Below are 22325 nucleotides of genomic sequence, written 5' to 3' on the forward strand. Positions count from 1 at the left end.
CCGACCACATCGGCGTACCCCTGCGCGAGGGCCTGCTGTTCGTGCACAACACCCTGGTCGGCCTGAACCTGCGCGACAAGATCAAGCTCGGCGCCAGTGGCAAGATCGTCAGTGCCTTCGACATCGCCAGCGTGCTGGCCATCGGCGCCGACTGGGCCAACTCTGCACGCGGCTTCATGTTCGCCATCGGTTGCATCCAGTCGCAGAGCTGCCACACCAACAAGTGCCCGACCGGCGTTGCTACCCAGGACGCCCTGCGCCAGCGCGCACTGGTGGTGCCCGACAAGGCCCAGCGGGTGCTCAACTTCCACCACAACACCCTGCGCGCCCTGGCCGAAATGCTGGCCGCTGCAGGCCTCGAGCACCCTGCGCAACTGGAGGCCAAGCACCTGGTGCGGCGTATTTCCGCCACCGAGATCAAGCTGTTCTCGCAGATGCACGTGTTCCTCAAGCCCGGCGAACTACTGACCGGCGAGGTGGACGGGCAGTTCTACTCGCGGATGTGGCAACTGGCCCGCGCCGACAGTTTCGAGCCGCACAGCGAAGCCGCGGCCTGATCCGGGTACACCGTTCATCGCCCTCACAATTTTTTCACCAAGTCCGGCCAGCGTCTAAGCTTCAGACAAGCAAGACGAAAATACTTGGCCGGACTGAACTCTATGGGCGCACTGTGGCAATCGGAACAGACCAGAACGGAAGCACCCGAAGCACCTCTGGCCGAGCCACCACAGCCGAAGCCACCTCGTCAGCGTCGGTTGTGGTGGCGACTGATCATCCTGATCGTGCTGGTGGCCATGGTGGCGGTGGGCTTTGCCGTCTATGAGGAGGTGCAGAGCTCGGACCTGCAATCGCGTGAATTCAGCCGCCTGGCCAGCACCCTCACCTACTCGCTGGAGCGCGGGCCGAGCGACGCGATCGTCTACCCAGGCGACGGCCCCTTCGACAAACGCCTGGGCTACAGCGCCCTGGGCCAGTTCCTGCCGCGTCTGCTCAAGCGCGACTACCTGATCAGCGAGCAGGTGCGTTTCTCCCCGGCGCTGATGCGCTATGTCGACCACGGCCTGTTCGTGCCCTACGTCGAGAAGATCCAAGCCGGCCTGTCGATCACCGACTGCCGCGGCGACACCCTCTACCAGTATCACTACCCCCAGCACCTGTACGACGACTTCGCCTCGATCCCACCGGTGATCGTCAACAGCCTGCTGTTCATCGAGAACCGCGACCTGCTCGACAGCAAGGACCCGCAGAACAACCCGGCGGTAGACTGGCCACGCTTCGCCAAGGCTGCTTACAGCCAGGTCGCCAAGTACCTGGCCCTGCCCGGCCAGTCGGCGGGCGGCAGCACCCTGGCCACACAACTGGAAAAATACCGGCACTCGCCGGACGGCCTGACAGTCAATGGCGCCGAGAAGATCCGCCAGATGATTTCTGCCAGCGTGCGCGCCTATCAGGGCGGGCCGGACACCACCGAGGCGCGCCAGCGCATCGTGCGCGACTACCTGAACAGCGTGCCGCTCTCGGCGGTACCCGGGCACGGTGAAGTGCATGGCATGGCCGAAGGGCTACGGGTCTGGTACGGCGCAGACTTCGCCGAGGTGAACAAGGCGCTCACCGCGACCGAAACCGACGCCCAGAGCATGGCCGCTCGCGGCCTGGCGCTGCGTGAAGTGCTGTCACTGATGATTGCCCAGCGTCGGCCTTCGCACTACCTGTCCAAAGGCCGCGTCGAGCTGGCCGAGCTCACCGACTCGCATATCCGCGTGCTCGCTGCCAACGGCATCATCGATCGCCCGCTGGCCGACGCCGCGCTGGCCAGCAAGGCGGTGTACCGCGACTGGGTGGCTCAGCCGACCATCGTGCCGATCATCACCAACAAGGGCATCAGCCTGGCCCGTAACCGCCTGGCAGCCATGCTCAACCGCCCGCTGTACGACCTCGATCGCCTCGACCTCTCCGCCACAAGCACCCTGCAAGCCGACTTGCAGACCCAGGTCAGCCAGTACCTGAAGAACCTCGCCGACCCCGAGTTCGCCGCGCAGATGGGCCTGATCGGCGAGCGCCTGCTGACCAGCAAGACCACCGACCAGGTCAGCTACAGCTTCACCCTGTTCGAGCGCACCGCCGACGGCTCGCGGGTTCGGGTGCAGACCGACAGCACCAACCAACCGTTCGACATCAACGAGGGCAGCAAGCTGGAACTGGGTTCGACCGCCAAGCTGCGAGTGCTGACCACGTACCTTGAAATCGTCGCCGAGCTGCACGACAAGTACGCCGGCAAGCCGGTAGCCGAGCTCAAGAAAGTAGAGGTGGCCGACCTGGACCGCATCACCCAGTGGTCACTGGAATGGCTGATGCAGAACAGCAAGAACCAGAACCTCGATGCCATGCTCGACGCCGCGCTGGAGCGCAAGTACTCGGCCAATACCGGCGAGGCATTCTTCACCGGTGGCGGCATGCACGTGTTCAACAACTTCCGCAAGGAGGACAACGGCCGCAACCCGACCCTCAAGGACGCGTTGCGCGAGTCGATCAACCTGCCGTTCATCCGCCTGATGCGCGATCTGGTGCGCTACGTCACCTACCAGCAACCGTACAACCGCGAGCCGCTGCTCAAGGATGACGCCGACCCGCGCCGCCAGGAGTACCTGGCACGCTTCGCCGATCGCGAGGGCACCAATTACCTGATGCGCTTCTGGCGCAAGTACCAGCGCAAGACCTCCCAGCAACGCCTGGACACCTTCCTCGACAGCATGCGCGTCACCCCCCAGCGCCTGGCGGCGGTGCACCGCTACCTGTTCCCCGAGGCCGGCCAGGAAACCTTCAACGCCTTCGTCCGCGCGCACAGCGCCAAGGACAAGGCCGCCATGGCCAAGCTCAACGATGGCCGCCTTTCTGAAATGTACGCCGCCTACGGTCCCGGCAAGTACGACTTGCCCGATCAGGGCTTCATCGCCAAGGTCCACCCTCTGGACCTGTGGCTGCTTGGCTACCTGCTGAAAAACCCTGGCGCCACCCCCACCGAGATGGTCAACGCCAGCCGCTTCGAGCGTCAGGAGGTGTACAGCTGGTTGTTCAAGAGCCGTCACCAGGGCGCCCGTGACAGCCGCATCCGCACCATGGTCGAAATCGAGGCGTTTCTCGACATCCACCAGCGCTGGAAGCGCGTCGGCTACCCCTTCGATCACCTGGTACCGTCACTGGCCACGGCCATTGGCAGCTCGGGCGACCGCCCTGCGGCGCTGTCCGAACTGGTAGGCATCATCCAGAACGATGGCGTACGCCTGCCGACCCTGCGCATCGACACCTTGCACTTCGCGGCCGGCACCCCCTATGAAACCAAACTGATCAGCGACCCCGACCGCGGCCAACGAATTCTCAAGGTGGAAGTGGCGCGGGCCCTGAAAGGCGCGATGTCGCAGGTGGTCGATGCCGGTACCGCGCGGCGTATTTCCGGCAGTTTCAAGCTGCACGACGGTACCTTGCTGGTGATGGGTGGCAAGACCGGGACGGGTGACAACCGCCTGCAGAGCTACGGCGCCGGCGGACGGCTGATCGGCTCACGCTCGCTGAACCGCACTGCCACCTTCGTGTTCTTCCTCGGCGACAACCACTTCGGCACGCTCACCGCCTTCGTGCCGGGACGCACGGCGGAGTCGTTCAAGTTCACCTCGGCGCTGCCCGTGCAGGTACTCAAGGGTATGGCGCCGATTCTCATGCCATACCTGGAGCCGGGAAACCCCAATGAATGCAAGGCGCCGCAACTGGCGATGCACTGACAGGCAAGGCACCCATCAAAAAACCAGATGATAATCATCTGCATTTGAAGCCTTGTGTTTAGATATATCTTGAGTAATATCTTGCGATATATCGAAACACAAGGAGCCTGCACCTCATGCGTGACCACGCCCCCCATGATCCTTTCGAGCGCCGCCCCGGTCGCGGTGAGCGCGGCCCGCGGGTGTTCGCCCCTGGCGATCTGAAACTGCTGATGCTGTCGATGCTCGCCGAGCAACCCGGCCACGGCTATGACCTGATTCGTCAGATCGAAGGGCTATTCGATGGCAGCTACAGCCCCAGCCCCGGGGTGATCTACCCGACCCTCAACTTTCTTGAGGAAGCCGAGCTGATCAGTGGCCAGATTCAGGGCAGCAAGCGCCTCTATGTCATCACCGAAGTCGGTCGCCAATCACTCGCCGAACAAGCCGTCGCCCTCGACGGCGTACGCATGCGCATCGAGTTGAGCAAGCGTGCCCTGCGCGGACATGACCGGCCGCCAGAGATCAACGAGGCGGTCGGCAATCTGCGCCATGCCCTGCACATGCACAGCGGCCGCTGGACACCCGAGGAAATCGAGCGGGTACGCGGCCTGCTCAACGACACGGCCAGGGCCATCGCAGGCGGGCCGACCGATTCCGTTCAGGAGAAAACCCCATGAGCGACACCATTCATCGCGTCAACCACGAGATCCGCCAACGCCGTCTGCAGGTGCTGCGGGTCACCGACCTGACCCCGCGCATGCGCCGTATCACCCTGGGCGGTGCGGAACTGGCAGGCTTCACCAGCCTGGGCACGGACGACCACGTCAAGGTGCTGTTCGGCTGCACGCCCGAGGAGCAACAAGCGATCGAGGCCCGCAACCTGGGCCGCGACGGCGGCGTACGACCGACCATGCGCGAGTACACACCGCGGCGCATCGACCTGGACGCCCTGGAGCTGGACATCGACTTCGTCCTGCATGGCGACGGCCCTGCCTCGACCTGGGCTGCCCAGGCCGCGCCGGGCCAGCACCTCGATATCGCCGGCCCACGCGCGTCGATGGTGGTGCCGGACATCTTCGACAGCTACCTGCTGATCGGCGACGAAACCGCCATCCCCGCGATTGCCCGACGGCTCGAGGAGCTGCCGGCCGGACGCCAGGTGCTGGCGGTCATCCAGATCGAGGATGAACAGGAGCGCCAGCCGCTGCCGAGCAAGGCGCAGGTGGAGGTCATCTGGGTACGTCGGCAGGCAGAGGACCTGCTCGGCCTGGTGAAAAACCTCGCGTTGCCGCAGGGCCGGCTGTATGGCTGGGTAGCGCTGGAGAAGGGCCTGACCCGGCAGGCCAAGGCTTTGCTGCTGGAAAAGGGCGTGGCCGAGGATGCGCTCAAGGCAGCTGCTTACTGGCGCGCAGAGGGCACTGCGGATGATGAGTAGCCAGTAAGACCGATGCGGCCCTGTCGCGGGGCGCGGCGCAGCGACTCGTCCCGACTCATCCCTTCACCCGCCCCCACCACCGATCCATCCCGATCACCAGCAACCCGATCCCCCAGAACCCCGCCAACACCGCCAGCGCATTGATCAGCACCCGCCCATACCCCAGGCTCGCCACATCGACGAAGGGATAGGGGTAGACCCCGATCTCATGCCCCCGCCACAAGGTGAACAGGAAATACACCAACGGGTACAGGCTCCAGGCGCCCAGGTGCCATAGCCGCAAGCGCCCCTTGGGCACCGCCAGACACCAGTACAGCACGAACACCAGCGGCATCACGTCGTGCAACAGTTCGTCGGCCAGCCACTGCCAACCCTCGGGTTGCCACAGGTGCCGAAGCAGCAGGCTGTAGGCCACTGCCACCAGCACGATACTGACCAGCACACCGGAGCTCACCGCCGACGTCAGGAACCAGCGCCGCGCCGCCGTCTCACGGCCGAACGCCGCATGGCTCAGTACCGTGGCCACCAGGGTGTTGCTCAGCACGGTGAAATAGCCGAACAGATTGACCATGCCACCGATCAAGCTGGCCTGCTCCTGCCAGCGCGCCAGCAGCACCAGATACAACTGCACCGCCAACCCCGTCCAGCCGAGCAGCGCGGCCAGGGTCAGCCAGGGACGCGGCACCCTCAAGCCTTGCGTGACAGCTTGATGTACAGCTGCTCGACCTTTTCCCGCGCCCAGGGCGTCTTGCGCAGGAAGGTCAGGCTCGACTTGATGCTCGGGTCGCTCTTGAAGCAGCGGATGTCGATGCGCTCGGCCAGCCCCTGCCATTGGTAGTGGGCCACCAGCTCGGTGAGGATCTGCTCCAGCGTCTTGCCGTGCAGTGCGTTGTGTTGGGCCGTGCTCATGCAGTGCTCCCGCGTTGAAAGATGCGCACCTTACACGAGTGTAGTGGGCTGGTGTGCAAGGATGCGGACCGCCTGCGCTCCCAGCCCAGGCCAGAGCCTTCCACAGCACAAACCCCTGGCCAGACAGGAAACCTCTGTGATGAAATAGAAATGTTATATTGTATCCATTCGTATCTTCACTATAAATATCTGCCAAGGAACGTCACGCGCTCATGTTGTCCAAGTCCCTGCGCCTCTCTCCCCTCGCTGTCGCCTTGTGGCTGGCGTCATCGCCCAGCCAGGCGGTGGAGCTCGAACCCCAGGTGATCACCGCCAACCCGCTCGGCAACCGCCAGCTCGCCGCCCCAAGCACCGTGCTCGAAGGCGATGACCTGCTGCAACAGCAGCACGGCAGCCTCGGTGAAACCCTCAACAAACAGCCCGGTGTCGCCTCCACCTGGTTCGGTCCAGGCGCCAGTCGCCCGGTGATCCGCGGCCTGGATGGCGACCGCATCCGCATCCTGCGCAACGGCGTCGGTGCCCTGGATGCCTCGTCATTGTCCTATGACCACGCCGTGCCGCTGGACCCGGTCACCGTCGAACGCGTCGAGATCGTCCGTGGCCCGGCTGCGCTGCTCTACGGCGGCAACGCCATCGGTGGTGTAGTCAACACCTTCGACAACCGCATTCCCGACTCGCCTATCGATGGCATCCATGGTGCAGGCGAGCTGCGCTATGGCGGCGCCGACACCACGCGCAGCAGTGCTGGGAAGCTCGAAGCCGGCGACGGCAATTTCGCCCTGCACCTGGACGCCAACAGCCGTCAGTTCAACGACCTGCGCATCCCCGGCTATGCACGCAGCGCGAAGGTGCGCGACGCCGACGAACCCGGCAGCAAGCATCGCCTGGAAAACAGCGACGGCCGCCAGGACGGCGGCGCCATCGGTGGTTCCTACCATTGGGACCATGGCTATGCAGGCCTGTCCTATAGCCGCTACGACAGCAACTACGGCTCGGTGGCCGAGCCCGGCGTGCGCCTGGACATGCAACAGGACCACTACGCCTTCGCCTCGGAACTGCGCGACCTCGAAGGGCCGTTCAGTTCGGTCAAGGTCGACGCCGGCTACACCGACTACCAACACCGCGAGATCGAAGAGGGCGAGGTCCACACCACCTTCAAGAACAAAGGCTATGAGGCGCGCATCGAAGCCCGCCACCAGCCGATCGGCCCCGTCGAAGGGGTGATCGGCGCCCAGGTCAGTCGCAACGAGTTCTCGGCGCTGGGCGAAGAAGCCTTCGTGCCGCACACCGACACCGACAGCCTGGCGCTGTTCATGCTCGAGCAATGGCAGGCCACCGAACGCCTGAACCTGAGCCTGGGCGCACGCCTGGAGCACACCCGCATCGATCCGGATGCCAAGGGTAACAAGAACTTCGTCGGTGCCGACAAATCGACCAGCTTCAATGCCGCAAGCCTGTCATCGGGCGCGGTGTACCAGCTCGATCCGGTCTGGGCACTGGCGGCGAGCCTGGCCTACACCGAGCGCGCACCGACCTTCTACGAGCTGTATGCCAACGGCGCGCACGTGGCCACCGGCGCCTATGAAGTCGGCGATCCGAACCTGAACAAGGAGAAGGCGATTTCCGGCGACCTGGCACTGCGCTTCGACAACGGCACGCACAAGGGCAGTGTCGGCGTGTTCTACAGCCACTTTCGCAACTACATCGGCCTGATCGGCAGCGGTAATCTGCGTGAAGGTCATGATCATGACCATGGTGACGACGACCACGACCATGATCATGACCACGACGACGGCGGGATTCCTGAGTACCTGTATCAGGGCGTGCGTGCGCGCTTCTACGGTATCGAGGCCCAGGATCGCTGGAAGCTGCTGGAAAACCGCTACGGCAGCTTCACCCTGGAGCTGTCTGGCGACTATACCCGCGCCAAGAACCTCGACACCGGCGAGCCACTGCCACGCATCGCCCCGCTGCGGCTGGGCACCGGCCTGCTGTGGGAGTTGGATCGCTGGCAGGCGCGCGTGGACGTGCAACACGCCGCCTCGCAGCACCGCAAGCCGGACAACGAACACGGCACCGACGGCTACACCACCCTCGGCGCCAGCGTCGGTTATCGCTTCGACATTGGCCAGAGCCAGTGGCTCGCCTTCGTGCGTGGCGAGAACCTGACCGACCAGACCGTGCGCTACGCCAGTTCCATCCTGCGCGATATCGCGCCGGCACCGGGGCGTAGCGTCGAAGTCGGGCTGCGCACCAGCTTCTGACCTGCTTGCAGGCGCAACTGTCTTGTTCAAAATCTAAAGGCCAGCCCAATCCGAGTAGGAGCGGGCTGGCCCGCGAACACGGGCGTCGCCCGTGCCAGACAGCGTGGTGTTTTTTTCGCGGGCCAGCCCGCTCCTACAGGAACTGCACCCACTATTACGTCTGCGACAACAATCCCCTGCGACATTTTGTCTTTTTTTCTTACAACTTCCCCTATATCCTCCGCACCGCAAGCTGAAACGCTTCACTAATAAACCCTCCACCGTTTCCATCGAAGCGTTCGCTCCTCGATGCGCTTGCGTTTTTCTCAATAATCAAAAGACAGCGCTATCTCATGCTTCAACTGCCGAAGAATCCATACCCGGGCCTCGCCCTCACCGCCCTGCTCAGCGGCTTTTCGCCCAGCGCCAGCGCAGACGCGCCCTTCGCCAAAGACTCACCCTGGATGTTCGGTGACTGGGACGGTACCCGCACCGCACTCCAGGCGCAGGGCTACGACTTCACCTTCGGCTACACCGGCGAAATGGGCAGTAACCTGCACGGCGGCTTCGATCACGATCGCACCGCACGCTACAGCGACCAGTTCACCCTGGGCGCCCATCTGGACCTGCAAAAGATCCTCGGCTGGCACGACAGCGAATTCCAGCTGACGGTCACCGAACGCCACGGCCAGAACATCAGCAACGACCGGATCAACGACCCGCGCGTGGGAGGTTTCACCTCCGCCCAGGAAGTCTGGGGCCGCGGCGAAACCTGGCGTCTGACACAAATGTGGATCAAGCAGAAATACTTCGATGGCGCACTGGACGTGAAGGTCGGCCGCTTCGGTGAAGGCGAGGACTTCAACAGCTTCCCCTGCGACTTCCAGAACCTGGCGTTCTGCGGTTCCCAGGTGGGTAACTGGGTGGGTGGCATCTGGTACAACTGGCCGGTCAGCCAATGGGCGCTGCGGGTGAAGTACAACCTCACTGACGACCTCTACGCGCAGGTCGGCGTCTTCGAACAGAATCCCTCCAACCTTGAATCCGGCAATGGTTTCAAGCTCAGTGGCAGCGGTACGCAAGGTGCGCTGATGCCGATCGAACTGGTGTGGACCCCAAGGGTCAATGGCCTGAAAGGGGAATATCGCGCCGGCTACTACTACAGTAATGCCAAGGCACAGGATGTTTACAAGGACGGCAACGGCCAACCGGCGGCCTTGAGCGGCCAGGCTTACCGCAGCAGCGCCAGCAAGCATGGTTTCTGGCTCGGCGCCCAGCAGCAGGTGACCTCGCGCGCCTCGGACGCCTCCCGCGGGCTAAGCCTGTTCGCCAATGCAACGATGCATGACAAGAAGACCAATGCCATCGACAACTACGTTCAGGCAGGTGTGGTGTACAAGGGGCCCTTCGATGCCCGCGCCAAGGACGACATCGGTTTCGCCCTCGCCCGCGTGCACGTCAACCCCGCCTACCGCAAGAACGCGCGCCTGGCCAACCAGGCCAACGCCGTCGTCGACTACGACAATCCCGGCTTCCTGCCCGTCCAGGACACCGAATACAGCGCCGAACTCTACTACGGCATTCACTTGGCCGACTGGCTCACCGTGCGTCCTAACCTGCAGTACATCCGCCATCCGGGCGGGGTGTCGCAGGTCGATGACGCGCTGATCGGCGGCCTGAAGATCCAGAGCAGTTTCTGAACCCAACCTTGAACGAACGGAGAACATGCGATGAGCACTGACGGTGCCAAGAATGGAACCCGCTGGCTACCGCGCCTCGTAGGCGTGCTGCTGTTGCTGATGGGCCTGGCCCTGATCGCAGGCGGTATCAAGCTGAGCCAGCTGGGGGGATCCCTTTACTACCTGATCGGCGGGATCGGCTTTGCCCTTTCGGGCATCCTGCTGATCGCCCTGCGCCGCATCGGCCTTGGCCTGTATGGCGTGGTGCTGCTGGCCAGCACCGCCTGGGCGCTATGGGAAGTGGGTCTGGACTGGTGGCAACTGGTGCCACGCCTGGCCATCTGGTTCGCCCTCGGCGTGGTCCTGCTGCTGCCCTGGGCGCGCCGCCCGCTGCTTGGGCCTGCCTCTAAGGTCAACGGCGCCCTGCTGGCCGCCGCCGTGGTCGCTTCCGGCGCAACCGCAGTTGGTAGCCAGTTCACCCATCCCGGGGAGATCTTCGGCGAATTGGGGCGTGACAGCAGCGAAATGGCCAGTGCAGCCCCTTCCATGCCGGACGGCGAATGGCAGGCCTACGGGCGTACCGAACACGGCGACCGCTACTCGCCCCTGCGCCAGATCACCCCGCAGAACGCTTATCGCCTGGAAGAAGCCTGGCGCATTCGCACCGGCGACCTGCCGACCGAAAACGACCCGGTCGAATTGACCAACGAGAACACCCCACTCAAGGCCAACGGCATGCTCTATGCCTGCACCGCGCACAGCAAGGTGCTGGCCCTTGACCCAGACACCGGTGCCGAAATCTGGCGCTTCGACCCGCAGGTCAAGAGCCCGGTCAAGACCTTCAAGGGCTTCGCCCACATGACCTGCCGCGGCGTTTCGTACTATGACGAGAACCGCTACGTCAGCCGTGACGGCAGCCCTGCGCCGAAGATCTCCGATGCCGGCCAGGTCGTTGCCCAGACTTGCCCACGACGCCTGTACCTGCCCACTGCCGATGCCCGCCTGATCGCGATCAACGCCGACAACGGCAAGGTCTGCGAAGGCTTCGCCAACCAGGGTGCGATCGACCTGACCACCGGCATCGGCCCATTCACCGCCGGCGGCTACTACTCCACCTCGCCAGCGGCGATCACCCGTGACTTGGTGATCATCGGCGGGCATGTCACCGACAACGAGTCGACCAACGAGCCGTCCGGCGTGATCCGCGCCTACGACGTGCACGACGGCCGCCTGGTGTGGAACTGGGACAGCAATAACCCCGACGACACCAAGCCCCTGGCGCCGGGCAAGACCTACAGCCGCAACTCGGCGAACATGTGGTCGCTGGCCAGCGTCGATGAAGACCTGGGCATGATCTACCTGCCGTTGGGCAACCAGACCCCTGACCAGTGGGGCGCCAACCGCACCCCAGGCGCCGAGAAGTACAGCGCTGGCGTGGTCGCCCTGGACCTGGCCACCGGCAAGGCACGCTGGAACTACCAGTTCACCCACCACGATCTGTGGGACATGGACGTGGGCAGCCAGCCCACCCTGGTGCACCTGAAGACCGACGACGGCGTGAAGCCTGCGGTCATCGTGCCGACCAAGCAGGGCAGCCTGTACGTGCTCGACCGTCGTGACGGCACCCCGATCGTGCCGATCCGCGAGATCCCGGTACCGCAAGGCGCGGTCAAGGGCGATCACACGGCGCCGACCCAAGCCCGCTCCGACCTCAACCTGCTCGGCCCCGAGCTGACCGAACAGGCCATGTGGGGCGCCACGCCATTCGACCAGATGCTGTGCCGCATCCAGTTCCGCGAGCTGCGCTACGAAGGCCAGTACACCCCGCCGTCCGAACAGGGCTCGCTGGTGTATCCCGGCAACGTCGGCGTGTTCAACTGGGGCAGCGTGTCGGTCGACCCGGTGCGTCAGTTGCTGTTCACCTCGCCGAACTACATGGCGTTCGTGTCGAAGATGATCCCGCGCGAGCAGGTAGCCGAAGGCAGCAAGCGCGAAAGCGAGACCAGCGGCGTGCAGCCGAACACCGGCGCCCCGTATGCCGTGACCATGCACCCGTTCATGTCGCCACTGGGCGTGCCGTGCCAGGCACCGGCCTGGGGTTATGTGGCCGCTATCGACCTGTTCACCAACAAGGTGGTGTGGAAACGCAAGAACGGCACCACTCGTGACAGCACCCCTGTACCGATCGGCTTGCCGGTGGGTGTACCAAGCATGGGTGGCTCGATCGTCACCGCCGGTGGCGTGGGCTTCCTCAGCGGCACCCTGGACCAGTACCTGCGCGCCTATGACGTGCACAACGGCAAGGAACTGTGGAGCGCTCGCCTGCCAGCCGGTGGCCAGGCCACGCCAATGACCTACACGGGCAAGGACGGCAAGCAGTATGTGCTGATCGTGGCCGGAGGACATGGCTCGCTAGGCACCAAGATGGGCGACTACATCATCGCTTACAAACTGGCTGAATAAGCCTCGACTGCGGCGGTGGCCACACCGCCGCCTTCGCGGGCAGGCCCGCGAGCGGCCCGGCACCGGCCGGCAAAGATGAAAGCCTTCCCCTCCTGCCTTCGTCTACCATTGAAACCCATCCCTCCCCGCCCCATCTAAGCACCATAGTCATTCACGCAGGTGCCCCATGAGCGACCAGCAGGATTTCCCGGAACACCCCGACGCACAGAGCGAAATCGAACACCTCGAGGCCAAGGCCGAGACCAGCCGCGCCCTTGCCCTGCCCGGCCAGCAACTGCCGGACAAGGTCTACGTGATCCCGATCCACAACCGTCCGTTCTTCCCCGCGCAAGTGCTGCCGGTGATTGTCAACGAGGAACCCTGGGCCGAAACCCTCGACCTGGTCGCCAAGACCGATCATCATTCCCTGGCCCTGTTCTTCATGGACACGCCGCCCGAAGACCACCGCCACTTCGACACCAAGGCGTTGCCGGAATACGGCACCCTGGTCAAGGTGCACCATGCCAGCCGCGAGAACGGCAAGCTGCAGTTCGTCGCCCAGGGCCTGACCCGCGTACGCATCCGCACCTGGCTCAAGCACCATCGACCACCCTACCTGGTCGAAGTCGAGTACCCGCACCAGCCCGCGCAGCCCACCGACGAGGTCAAGGCCTACGGCATGGCCCTGATCAATGCGATCAAGGAACTGCTGCCGCTCAATCCGCTGTACAGCGAAGAGCTGAAGAACTATCTCAACCGCTTCAGCCCCAACGACCCCTCGCCCCTCACCGACTTCGCCGCTGCCCTGACCTCTGCCACCGGCAACCAGTTGCAGGAAGTGCTCGACTGCGTCCCCATGCTCAAGCGCATGGAGAAGGTCCTGCCGATGCTGCGCAAGGAAGTCGAGGTTGCGCGGTTGCAGAACGAGATTTCCGCCGAAGTGAACCGGCAGATCGGCGAGCATCAGCGTGAGTTCTTTCTCAAGGAACAGCTCAAGGTCATCCAGCAGGAGCTGGGCCTGACCAAGGACGACCGCAGCGCCGACCTCGAACAGTTCGAACAGCGCCTGCAAGGCAAGACCCTGCCCGAGCAGGCTAAAAAGCGCATCGACGAGGAAATGGGCAAGCTGGCGATCCTCGAAACAGGCTCGCCGGAATACGCTGTGACCCGCAACTACCTCGAATGGGCCACCGCGTTGCCTTGGGGGGTATACGGCCAGGACAAGCTCGACCTCAAGCACGCACGCAAAGTGCTCGATCAGCACCACGCCGGGCTTGACGATATCAAGGAGCGCATCCTCGAGTTCCTCGCCGTCGGTGCCTGGAAAGGCGAGATCAGCGGCTCGATCGTACTGCTGGTCGGCCCGCCGGGCGTTGGCAAGACCAGCATCGGCAAATCCATCGCCGAATCCCTGGGGCGCCCCTTCTACCGCTTCAGTGTCGGCGGCATGCGCGACGAAGCCGAGATCAAGGGTCACCGCCGTACCTACATCGGCGCCCAACCCGGCAAACTGGTACAGGCACTGAAGGATGTCGAGGTGATGAACCCTGTGATCATGCTCGACGAGATCGACAAGATGGGCCAGAGCTACCAGGGCGATCCCGCCTCGGCACTGCTCGAAACCCTGGATCCGGAGCAGAACGTCGACTTCCTCGACCACTACCTGGACCTGCGTCTGGACCTGTCAAAGGTGCTGTTCGTCTGCACTGCCAACACCTTGGATTCGATCCCCGGCCCGCTGCTCGACCGCATGGAAGTGATTCGCCTGTCCGGCTATATCACCGAAGAGAAGCTGGCCATTGCCAAACGCCATCTGTGGCCCAAGCAGCTGGACAAGGCTGGCGTTGCCAAGACCAGCCTGAGCATCAGCGACAGCGCCCTGCGCCTGGTGATCGAAGGCTACGCCCGCGAGGCTGGCGTGCGTCAACTGGAGAAACAGCTCGGCAAGCTGGTGCGCAAGGCAGTGGTCAAGCTACTGGAGAACCCGGATGCCAAGCTCAAGATCGGCACCAAGGACCTCGAGGCAGCACTGGGCATGCCGGTGTTCCGCAGCGAGCAAGTACTGGCGGGCAAGGGCGTGATCACAGGCCTTGCCTGGACCAGCATGGGGGGCGCCACCCTGCCGATCGAGGCAACACGCATCCATACGCTCAACCGGGGCTTCAAGCTCACCGGAAAGCTGGGTGAGGTGATGAAAGAGTCCGCAGAAATCGCCTACAGCTACGTGAGCGCGAACCTCAAGCAGTATGGCGGCGACCCAGGCTTCTTCAACGAAGCGTTCATCCACCTGCACGTCCCCGAAGGCGCCACGCCCAAGGACGGTCCCAGCGCTGGCGTGACCATGGCCAGCGCCCTGCTGTCACTGGCGCGCGACCAGGCACCGAAAAAAGGCGTGGCGATGACTGGCGAGCTGACACTGACCGGGCAGGTACTGCCGATTGGCGGGGTACGCGAGAAGGTGATCGCCGCCAAGCGGCAGAAGATCTTCGAACTGATCCTGCCGGAGGCGAACCGTGGGGACTTCGAGGAACTGCCCGACTACCTGCGCGAAGGGCTGACGGTGCATTTCGCCAAGCGCTTTGCCGACGTGGCGAAAGTGTTGTTCTGATAAACACAGGGCTCTGAGGGGCCATCGCAGGGCAAGCCCGCGATGGCCCCACAGAGCCCCACATACACAAGCGCATCGGTTATCCTCAGGCCATCGTCCGCCTCAGGAGCCACCATGACCCTCTCCCGCCTGCTGCTCCCCTTGAGTCTCAGCTTGCTCGCCGCCTGCGCGCAGCAACCGCGGCAAACCGTCGAGCTGGATGCCGACAGCGAATGTCCCAAGCGCCTGCAGGTCGGTCAGACTCTATCGCTGTCGCTGGCCAGCAATCCTTCCACCGGCTATCGCTGGACGCTCAAGGACCCAGCCTCAAGCGTGCTACGCAGCCTGGGCCCAGAGGTATACAGCACTCCGGAAGAGGCCGGTATCGTCGGCAGTGCAGGTCTTTCAAACTGGCGCTTCCAGGCCAAGGCCGAGGGTACTGCCACGCTTGCCCTGATCTACCAACAACCCTGGGCCCCTGAGGTCGCGCCCGTACAAACCTTCGAGTGCCAGATAACCGTGCGTTGAAACCTGGAGCGATGCGTGCGCTCAGACGGTCTCGAAGTTGCGGCGTACCTCCGCCAGGTAGACGGACAACGCCATGAGGGCATTGCCAAGCGTGCCCAATTCAGTCGCCTGTTGTGCAGCAGCCTGATGGCTCTGCCAAGTCGTCGTCAGCTTTTGGGCTTCCAGTACCCAGCGATCACGCCAACTGTCGACATTGCCAGCAGTGACCAGTTCGTCATGTTCTTGAACAGCCTGTTGCAACAAACTCTGCAACGACGACAATGCCTGTCGCTGTTCGGCAATCTGCCCTACACACGTCGCCCGGGCTGACACAAGATCCGAGAACTTGCGTCCTTCGCCTATGACATCCAGATTGGCCTCGAACTTCTTGACGGCTGCCTTCACCAGTTCAGGGCTCACCGTGGGGTTCTTGATGCTGCTCATCAACAGGTCCACTTCCTCCTCTGTCGGAATCATGCCCTTGATAGTACTGAGCAGCGTTGGCACTTCGAACGTCTTGATGATCTGGTCCAGCTCGTTCTTTTGACGCTCCATGCCTGCAACCACTTCCAGCAGGTGGTCGACACTGGCTTGCATACGTTCCTTGGTCCCTGCCAGCTGTGAACGGCGCTCCTCCAATTCCGACAGGCGATAAACCTGTATTGCGCTGACTCGCTGGCCCAACACCTGCAACGACGCCTTCAATCGACCCCGCAGACGCACCAGCTCGTCTTCGATATCTTTCTTGATGCCTTGGTTCTGGCCATTTTGCGAACTCACGGCTGCGGCATTTATCTCCGACCAATTCTGGTGCGCAAGATTGAGCGTGGCACTCAATACCTGGTCTTTCATTTGAGCGTCGCACTCCCTGAGCAGCCTCAGCAAATCCGAGACATTCTCCCGGATAGACGAGCTCAGATGTTTTGCCTGCATATTCACAAACTTGGAAATTTCACCTTGCATCAATCGCATTGCAGACACATCGGGGTATTTCACAATCATCGGGCTGCTAATATCCATATCAATTCTCCTGATTAAAACTGTTCATGACGTCGTTAAAAATCAATGCCAACTCGTGCGAAATATTGCCAATCTTGTGCCACGGGCGGACCACACGATCGATCCGACGCGCAAATCGTTCCACGCTGACATTGGTATCGAGCAGGTCAAGTTCGTCACGGGAGACTTTTGTATGGTCACTCAAGGTGCGGATAACGTAGCGCAGGTTCCAGGCGGCCGTATTGACCTCTTTGAGTCGGCTCTTGATGTCATTGAGCAGACCCGACAGTGTGGCCAGGTTCGCCAACTGCGGGGTAAACGCTTGCATCTCCATCACCAGCGCTTCGCGACGTTCCAGCAGCTTCTGCTTATCTTGTTTCGCAGACTTTGCCAGTTCACCGAACAGCGAATAGGTTAGCCCAACCCCCAGGAGCGAAAATGTCAGCCCAAACAGGGTATAGCCCGTGAAGCCGGAAATGATCGAAGACTGATACTCGATTTCCTGGTCCAATACTCGCAAGTTGTCTGCAAGCGCTGCTTCCCTTTCGCCGGCACCGGCAATGTCAAGCGTCGAATCCAGCACTGCCAACTTTGGCAGCAAAATATCTTCGACATCCTTATAGAAGCGATCTGCACGCGTTTGAACCTGATCAATATCCCTCGACATCCTGTCGATCAGCTCTTTGATATCCTCGATCGCGCCGAGGATGGATTCAGCCTTAAGCGTACGTTCGTTTTCATCAAGCGGTACTGTCTCCAGTTGCTCCAACACCGCATCCTCGATATCGGAGAGACTATTGCCGTGCATACTGCGGATTTCACTCACGAGCAGCGCGCCTTCGGTGGCGAACGTCTGCGCGAAATTTTCCAGTTTCACGCTAAGGGCTTGAGTTTCGCGCTCTAATGGCTCCCACCCTTCGGCATGCTGGTTCAAGTCGGAGATAAAACTACTAACCCCCTCGCCATCCAGGCCCAGCTTCACGAAGTCGATCCACTCGCTGATTGGCTCCGATGCGCCCGGAAACGAATCCACGGCCTTGACGTAGCGTTTGATCACCAGCAGGTTTTCGCGGCTGAAGATCAACCCAGGTTGCTGGTCAGTCTTTATCGGATCGCTGATCGTCTCGATGTATTGCAGCGGTATCAGCTCTGCTTTCAGCTGCGGGTCGAGAGTTGCTAACGACTCATTCTCTAGCACTTCCATAGTGATCGTCCTTTGAGGGTCGGATGAGGTGCTCCGCCAGTACAGCGCAGAGCAAGCCTCACCATACGTCGCGCCCCACTCGTCTTCCGTGGCTCTAGACTTGGCTTGGTGACATCCAATTCGCTTCCACTTGGCAGAAATACAGCTCTTTCGAGTCACCACTTTCTTCCCAGACCCACCGATCACTGGCCGCACTCCCGGTATGCAGCACCGCATGGCTTGGCTAGAATGTCGCCTTTGTCTGTTCCCCGAGCCCACTGTGAGCCAAGACCCCGACCGCCTTTTCGCCCAACCCCTGGAGCAGGTGCCCGACTTCGTCTTCAACGAGGACGTGGTGCGTGTGTTCCCGGACATGATCAAGCGCTCGGTACCCGGCTACCCGACCATTGTCGAGAACCTCGGCGTGCTCGCCGCACGCTTCGCTCAACCCCACACCGCGCTGTACGATCTTGGCGCCTCGCTGGGCGCCGTGACCCAGTCGCTGCGCCGCCATGTGCGCCACGACGGTTGCCGGGTGATCGCGGTGGACAACTCAGCAGCCATGGTCGAACGCTGCCGCCAGTACCTCACCGCACAGGACTCGATGTTCCAGGAACTGCTGCCAGTGCAGGTAATCGAAGCCGACATCCTTGCCCTGCCCTTCGAGCCCGCCTCGGTAGTGGCGATGAACTTCACCCTGCAATTCATTGCCCCTGAGCAGCGCCTGGCTCTGCTCGCACGCATTCACCAAGCCCTGCTGCCGGGTGGCGCGCTGATCCTGTCCGAGAAACTGCGCTTCGACGACGTACAGGAACAGGACCTGCTCAACGACCTGCACCTGGACTTCAAGCGTGCCAATGGCTACAGCGATCTGGAAATCGCCCAGAAGCGCAGCGCCATCGAGCACGTGATGAAGCCCGACACCCTGCAAGCCCACCAGGAGCGCCTCCACGCCGCCGGCTTCTCGAAAGTCGTACCCTGGTTCCAATGCCTCAATTTCGCCTCGCTGATAGCCCTGCCATGATCGATCTGTCTCCCCTCGTCCGCCGTCTGGCGGGCACGCCACTGGCTTCCTGGTCCCTGGGGCTGCAAGCACAACTCGACACCAAGCTGGAGAAGGGCCATGGCGACCTCGAGCGCTGGCGCGGCGCCCTGGATGCGCTGCCTGACCTGACGCCCGAGAAAATCGACCTGGTCGACGGATTGCGTCTGGACAGCAATTGCGATGACGCCACCCGTGCTCAGGTGTACCAGGCGCTGATGGGGCTCTCGCCGTGGCGCAAGGGGCCGTTCGACCTGTTCGGTGTGCACGTGGACACCGAATGGCGCTCGGACTGGAAGTGGTCGCGTGTCGGTCCGCACCTGAACCTCAAGGGCAAACGCGTGCTCGATGTGGGCTGCGGCAACGGCTACTACCAGTGGCGCATGCTCGGCGCTGGTGCCGACATGGTGGTCGGTGTCGACCCGAACTGGCTGTTCTTCTGCCAGTTCCAGGCGGTGCAAAAATACCTGCCAGACCTGCCCGCCTGGCACCTGCCCTTCGCCCTGGAAGAACTGCCCGCCAACCTCGAAGGCTTCGACACCGTGTTCTCGATGGGCGTGTTCTATCACCGTCGATCCCCCATCGAGCATTTGCTGGCGCTCAAGGACTGCCTGGTCAAAGGCGGGGAGCTGGTGCTGGAAACCTTGGTGGTCGAGGGCGATGAGCAGCACGTGCTGGTGCCCGAGGACCGCTACGCACAGATGCGCAACGTCTGGTTCCTGCCGTCGGTACCCGCGCTGGAGCGCTGGCTGCGCCGCGCCGGCTTCAGCGATGTACGCTGCGTGGATGTAAGCGTCACCAGCGTCAAGGAGCAGCGCAGCACCGACTGGATGCGTTATCAGTCGCTGGCCGATTTCCTCGACCCGAACGACCACAGCAAGACCATCGAAGGCCTCCCGGCCCCCCGCCGCGCCACGCTCCTGGCGCGTAAATAAAAAAAGCGCCCCGAAGGGCGCCCAAGTTCACCAGCAGCGAGGAGCTGTCGCAGCGCCGGTGCCTGACTACCGCTAGTCCTTGGCTACCTCACGGGCCGTCTCCTGCGCCTGGCGCTCACGTTTGACCAGCACTTGCTGCCGGTCGCCGAACAGCCGCTCCTGCTCCTTGAGAAAGGTATCCACGAACTGCTGTGAACGCTCCGCGCCACCTTCGGCGAAAACGCTGGTGCTGCCCATCGCGAGGGTCGCCAGCAGCAGATATTTGATCAGGTTCATCGTGCTTGCCTCATGATCACCGTTCAGACAGCGCCATCCTAGCCAGCGGCAGCTAACGCCAAGGTGAGCCCGGCATTACAGTCTTGCAATGTGGTCCTGCGGGCGGTGTTTCCAAGCGAAGGGCCCCAAACAGGCAGCCAGATGACGCCCGCATTACAAATCGGTTATCTGCGCCGACAACGCATTCTCATGCCGTAACATCCTGCAGCTTGACCCTAAAGCCCCTACAGGCTTGAGAATCGCGCCCTTTCAACTCCTCAGAGCCCACCATGCGCCTATTGATCATCGAGGACGAACCCCGTACCGCCGACTACCTGCAGCAGGGCCTACGCGAAAACGGCTACGTGGTCGATTGCGCATACACGGGCACCGACGGCCTGCACCTGGCGCGCCAGCACAGCTACGATCTGGTGATCCTCGACGTCAATCTGCCCGAGCTCGATGGCTGGGGCGTGCTACAGCGCCTGCGCGCCGAATCGTCGACTCGGATCATGATGCTCACCGCCCATGGTCGCCTGGCCGACCGGGTCAAGGGCCTGGACCTGGGCGCCGACGACTATCTGCTCAAGCCTTTCGAGTTTCCGGAACTGCTGGCGCGAATCCGCAGCCTGCTGCGGCGCAACGATCAGCATCTGCAACCAGACACCCTGAAGGTCGCCGATCTCGAACTCGATCCCGGCCGTCATCGCGCCTGGCGCGGCGGCCAGCGCATCGACCTGACCGCCAAGGAGTTCACCCTGCTGCATCTGCTGATGCGCCAGAGCGGCGAGGTGCTCTCACGCACGCAAATCATCTCGCTGGTGTGGGACATGAACTTCGACTGCGACACCAATGTGGTCGAGGTGTCGATCCGCCGTCTGCGGGCGAAGATCGATGACCCCTTCGAGCACAAGCTCATACACACCTTGCGCGGCGTGGGGTACGTGCTCGAGGCACGCGCGTGAAGGGCCGTACCCTGTCGCTGCGCCTCGGGCTTTCGGTCACCCTGATGGGCGCCGCGCTGGTACTGCTGCTGGCCTGCCTGGCAGTGTTTGCCCTCGACCACGAGCTGGACAGCCGCGCCCGTCGCGACCTGGCGCGCAAGATGCTGCAAGTCGAGCACAACCTGCGGGTGGACCTGCGCAGCGACGACCTTGGCGCCCGCGCTCATCCCCTGCTCGACCTGGTGATGGGGCACGACAACCTCAGTCTCAATGTGCTGGCGATCAACGGCCGGCACCCATCGCTGCTGAGCCTGGGCCCGGCACTGGAGGCGCAGGCGTTGCGCCAGCTACCCGCGGGGCAGCAGCCAAGCTTCACGCAATGGCGTGACAGCGACGGGCGGCAGATCCTCACCGTCACCCAGTTGATGCGCCTGCGCGACGACCAGCCGGTGCGAGTCATGATGTCGCTGGACCGCGCCGACGACAATGCGCTGCTCCAGGCCTACCTGAACTCGACCTTGCTGGCGCTGCCGATACTCTTGCTGCTGATCGGCATCGGTGCCTGGAAACTGGTGCAGCGTGGGCTCGCCCCCCTGCGCCGATTCCGCCGTATCGCCGGGCAGATCTGCGCGCACGACCTGGCGCATCGTCTGCCGACCAGTGGCCTGCCCCAGGAACTCGCGGAGCTGGCCGGCAGCATCAACATCATGCTCGATCGCCTCGACCAGGGTGTTCGCCAGCTGTCGCAGTTCTCCGACGACCTGGCCCACGAATTGCGCACCCCCATCGGCAACCTGATGGGCAAGGCCCAGGTCACCTTGTCCCGCGAGCGCGACGGCAACCGCTACCGCGAGGCGCTGGAGGACAGCGTCGAGGAGCTCACCCGCCTGAACCGCATCATCAATGACATGCTGTTCCTGGCCCAGGTCAGCCAACCCCAGGCACTGGCCATGCTCAAGCCACTGTCCCTGGCCGATGAAACCGCACGGGTGATGGAGCTGTTCGACCTCAGCGCCGAACTGAAAGGAATCGAGCTACGGGCACACGGCTGGGGCACGGCCTTGGCCGACCGATTGATGTTCCAGCGAGCGCTGTCGAATCTGCTGAGCAATGCCATCCGCCATAGCCCACAGGGCCAGGTGATCGAACTGGGGATCGAGCGGCGCCAGGACCAGGTCTGGTTGTGGGTGCAGAACCAGGGCGCGGGGATTGACGAGGCGCACCTGGCGCATCTGTTCGAGCGCTTCTACCGGGCCGGCTGTGGTCGCTCGCGTCTGGAGGGTGGTACAGGGCTGGGGCTGGCGATCGTGAAATCGATCATGCAACTGCATGGAGGCCGGGTCGAGCTCAGCAGCGCAGCGCAAGGACCGACTCGGTTCAGCCTGGTGTTTCAGGCCGAGTGATGGC

General features: G+C 62.9%; 18 protein-coding genes. 13 read left to right on the forward strand and 5 right to left on the reverse strand.

Annotation, left to right across the window (positions count from 1 at the left end):
- From VA602_RS01825 to VA602_RS01840, 4 genes are all read left to right on the forward strand, one after another.
- Positions 1 to 557: glutamate synthase-related protein (locus VA602_RS01825; RefSeq protein ID WP_323452325.1), on the forward strand; the 557-nt coding region annotated here is incomplete at its 5' end.
- Between the two features lie 102 nt (positions 558 to 659).
- Positions 660 to 3776, forward strand: coding sequence for a transglycosylase domain-containing protein (locus VA602_RS01830; RefSeq protein ID WP_323452326.1), 3117 nt, complete (start codon positions 660 to 662; stop codon positions 3774 to 3776).
- A 116-nt stretch (positions 3777 to 3892) separates the two neighbouring features.
- Positions 3893 to 4435 carry a PadR family transcriptional regulator gene (locus VA602_RS01835; protein WP_063543412.1) on the forward strand — a complete coding sequence of 181 codons (543 nt, stop codon included), beginning with the start codon at positions 3893 to 3895 and terminating at the stop codon, positions 4433 to 4435.
- Complete coding sequence (locus VA602_RS01840) at positions 4432 to 5193, forward strand: siderophore-interacting protein (protein ID WP_197892666.1); 762 nt, start codon at positions 4432 to 4434, stop codon at positions 5191 to 5193. Before VA602_RS01835 ends, VA602_RS01840 begins: the two co-directional genes overlap by 4 nt.
- Before the next feature lie 55 nt (positions 5194 to 5248).
- On the opposite strand, the gene VA602_RS01845 is transcribed toward VA602_RS01840, so the two are convergent.
- On the reverse strand, positions 5249 to 5878 hold the full coding sequence (locus VA602_RS01845; protein WP_323452327.1) for a Pr6Pr family membrane protein: 630 nt from the start codon (positions 5876 to 5878) through the stop codon (positions 5249 to 5251).
- Positions 5879 to 5880: 2 nt separating this feature from the next.
- Entirely contained in the window at positions 5881 to 6102 is a 222-nt protein-coding gene (locus tag VA602_RS01850; protein WP_063543406.1) for a VF530 family protein, read from the reverse strand.
- Positions 6103 to 6314: 212 nt separating this feature from the next.
- Between VA602_RS01850 and VA602_RS01855 the strand changes: the two genes are divergently transcribed.
- From VA602_RS01855 to VA602_RS01875, 5 genes are all read left to right on the forward strand, one after another.
- Entirely contained in the window at positions 6315 to 8366 is a 2052-nt protein-coding gene (locus VA602_RS01855) for a TonB-dependent receptor (RefSeq protein ID WP_323452328.1), read from the forward strand.
- 332 nt (positions 8367 to 8698) lie between these two features.
- Entirely contained in the window at positions 8699 to 10045 is a 1347-nt protein-coding gene (locus tag VA602_RS01860) for a carbohydrate porin (protein ID WP_323452329.1), read from the forward strand.
- A 30-nt stretch (positions 10046 to 10075) separates the two neighbouring features.
- The gene (locus VA602_RS01865; RefSeq protein ID WP_323452330.1) at positions 10076 to 12487 is read left to right on the forward strand and encodes a glucose/quinate/shikimate family membrane-bound PQQ-dependent dehydrogenase; all 2412 of its coding nucleotides are present in this window, start codon (positions 10076 to 10078) and stop codon (positions 12485 to 12487) included.
- 166 nt (positions 12488 to 12653) lie between these two features.
- Positions 12654 to 15074, forward strand: coding sequence for an endopeptidase La (gene lon, locus VA602_RS01870; protein ID WP_153773996.1), 2421 nt, complete (start codon positions 12654 to 12656; stop codon positions 15072 to 15074).
- A gap of 114 nt (positions 15075 to 15188) precedes the next feature.
- On the forward strand, positions 15189 to 15581 hold the full coding sequence (locus VA602_RS01875) for a protease inhibitor I42 family protein (RefSeq protein WP_054891823.1): 393 nt from the start codon (positions 15189 to 15191) through the stop codon (positions 15579 to 15581).
- Between the two features lie 21 nt (positions 15582 to 15602).
- Here the strand turns inward: VA602_RS01875 and VA602_RS01880 are convergent, their stop codons facing one another.
- Both VA602_RS01880 and VA602_RS01885 read right to left on the reverse strand, forming a co-directional pair.
- Positions 15603 to 16580 (reverse strand): alpha-xenorhabdolysin family binary toxin subunit B, encoded by a 978-nt coding sequence (locus tag VA602_RS01880; protein WP_323452331.1) that lies wholly within the window; start codon positions 16578 to 16580, stop codon positions 15603 to 15605.
- A gap of 1 nt (position 16581) precedes the next feature.
- Positions 16582 to 17763, reverse strand: a complete 1182-nt coding sequence (locus tag VA602_RS01885; protein ID WP_323452332.1) for an alpha-xenorhabdolysin family binary toxin subunit A — start codon at positions 17761 to 17763, stop codon at positions 16582 to 16584.
- A gap of 259 nt (positions 17764 to 18022) precedes the next feature.
- Here VA602_RS01885 and cmoA point away from each other — a divergent pair, with 259 nt between their 5' ends.
- Together cmoA and cmoB are read left to right on the forward strand one after the other, a co-directional pair.
- The gene (cmoA, locus tag VA602_RS01890; RefSeq protein ID WP_153773993.1) at positions 18023 to 18766 is read left to right on the forward strand and encodes a carboxy-S-adenosyl-L-methionine synthase CmoA; all 744 of its coding nucleotides are present in this window, start codon (positions 18023 to 18025) and stop codon (positions 18764 to 18766) included.
- Positions 18763 to 19719, forward strand: coding sequence for a tRNA 5-methoxyuridine(34)/uridine 5-oxyacetic acid(34) synthase CmoB (cmoB, locus tag VA602_RS01895; protein ID WP_323452333.1), 957 nt, complete (start codon positions 18763 to 18765; stop codon positions 19717 to 19719). Before cmoA ends, cmoB begins: the two co-directional genes overlap by 4 nt.
- 72 nt (positions 19720 to 19791) lie before the next feature.
- On the opposite strand, the gene VA602_RS01900 is transcribed toward cmoB, so the two are convergent.
- On the reverse strand, positions 19792 to 19995 hold the full coding sequence (locus VA602_RS01900; RefSeq protein WP_054891828.1) for a hypothetical protein: 204 nt from the start codon (positions 19993 to 19995) through the stop codon (positions 19792 to 19794).
- A 269-nt stretch (positions 19996 to 20264) separates the two neighbouring features.
- Here VA602_RS01900 and VA602_RS01905 point away from each other — a divergent pair, with 269 nt between their 5' ends.
- Complete coding sequence (locus tag VA602_RS01905; protein ID WP_151925358.1) at positions 20265 to 20939, forward strand: heavy metal response regulator transcription factor; 675 nt, start codon at positions 20265 to 20267, stop codon at positions 20937 to 20939.
- Positions 20936 to 22321: a heavy metal sensor histidine kinase gene (locus VA602_RS01910; protein WP_323452334.1), complete on the forward strand. Its 1386-nt coding sequence runs from the start codon at positions 20936 to 20938 to the stop codon at positions 22319 to 22321. The genes VA602_RS01905 and VA602_RS01910 overlap by 4 nt, the downstream gene beginning before the upstream one ends.
- Positions 22322 to 22325: the final 4 nt, after the last annotated feature.

Origin of the sequence: Pseudomonas machongensis (assembly GCF_034961125.1) — a bacterium.
GTDB lineage: Bacteria > Pseudomonadota > Gammaproteobacteria > Pseudomonadales > Pseudomonadaceae > Aquipseudomonas > Aquipseudomonas machongensis.

Bases quoted from the DNA above. Each gene is read 5' to 3' on its own strand.
- VA602_RS01830 (WP_323452326.1), top strand. From the start codon at position 660: ATGGGCGCACTGTGGCAATCGGAACAGACCAGAACGGAAGCACCCGAA.
- VA602_RS01835 (WP_063543412.1), top strand. From the start codon at position 3,893: ATGCGTGACCACGCCCCCCATGATCCTTTCGAGCGCCGCCCCGGTCGC.
- VA602_RS01840 (WP_197892666.1), top strand. From the start codon at position 4,432: ATGAGCGACACCATTCATCGCGTCAACCACGAGATCCGCCAACGCCGT.
- VA602_RS01850 (WP_063543406.1), bottom strand. From the start codon at position 6,102: ATGAGCACGGCCCAACACAACGCACTGCACGGCAAGACGCTGGAGCAG.
- VA602_RS01855 (WP_323452328.1), top strand. From the start codon at position 6,315: ATGTTGTCCAAGTCCCTGCGCCTCTCTCCCCTCGCTGTCGCCTTGTGG.
- VA602_RS01860 (WP_323452329.1), top strand. From the start codon at position 8,699: ATGCTTCAACTGCCGAAGAATCCATACCCGGGCCTCGCCCTCACCGCC.
- VA602_RS01865 (WP_323452330.1), top strand. From the start codon at position 10,076: ATGAGCACTGACGGTGCCAAGAATGGAACCCGCTGGCTACCGCGCCTC.
- lon (WP_153773996.1), top strand. From the start codon at position 12,654: ATGAGCGACCAGCAGGATTTCCCGGAACACCCCGACGCACAGAGCGAA.
- VA602_RS01875 (WP_054891823.1), top strand. From the start codon at position 15,189: ATGACCCTCTCCCGCCTGCTGCTCCCCTTGAGTCTCAGCTTGCTCGCC.
- VA602_RS01880 (WP_323452331.1), bottom strand. From the start codon at position 16,580: ATGGATATTAGCAGCCCGATGATTGTGAAATACCCCGATGTGTCTGCA.
- VA602_RS01885 (WP_323452332.1), bottom strand. From the start codon at position 17,763: ATGGAAGTGCTAGAGAATGAGTCGTTAGCAACTCTCGACCCGCAGCTG.
- cmoB (WP_323452333.1), top strand. From the start codon at position 18,763: ATGATCGATCTGTCTCCCCTCGTCCGCCGTCTGGCGGGCACGCCACTG.
- VA602_RS01900 (WP_054891828.1), bottom strand. From the start codon at position 19,995: ATGAACCTGATCAAATATCTGCTGCTGGCGACCCTCGCGATGGGCAGC.
- VA602_RS01905 (WP_151925358.1), top strand. From the start codon at position 20,265: ATGCGCCTATTGATCATCGAGGACGAACCCCGTACCGCCGACTACCTG.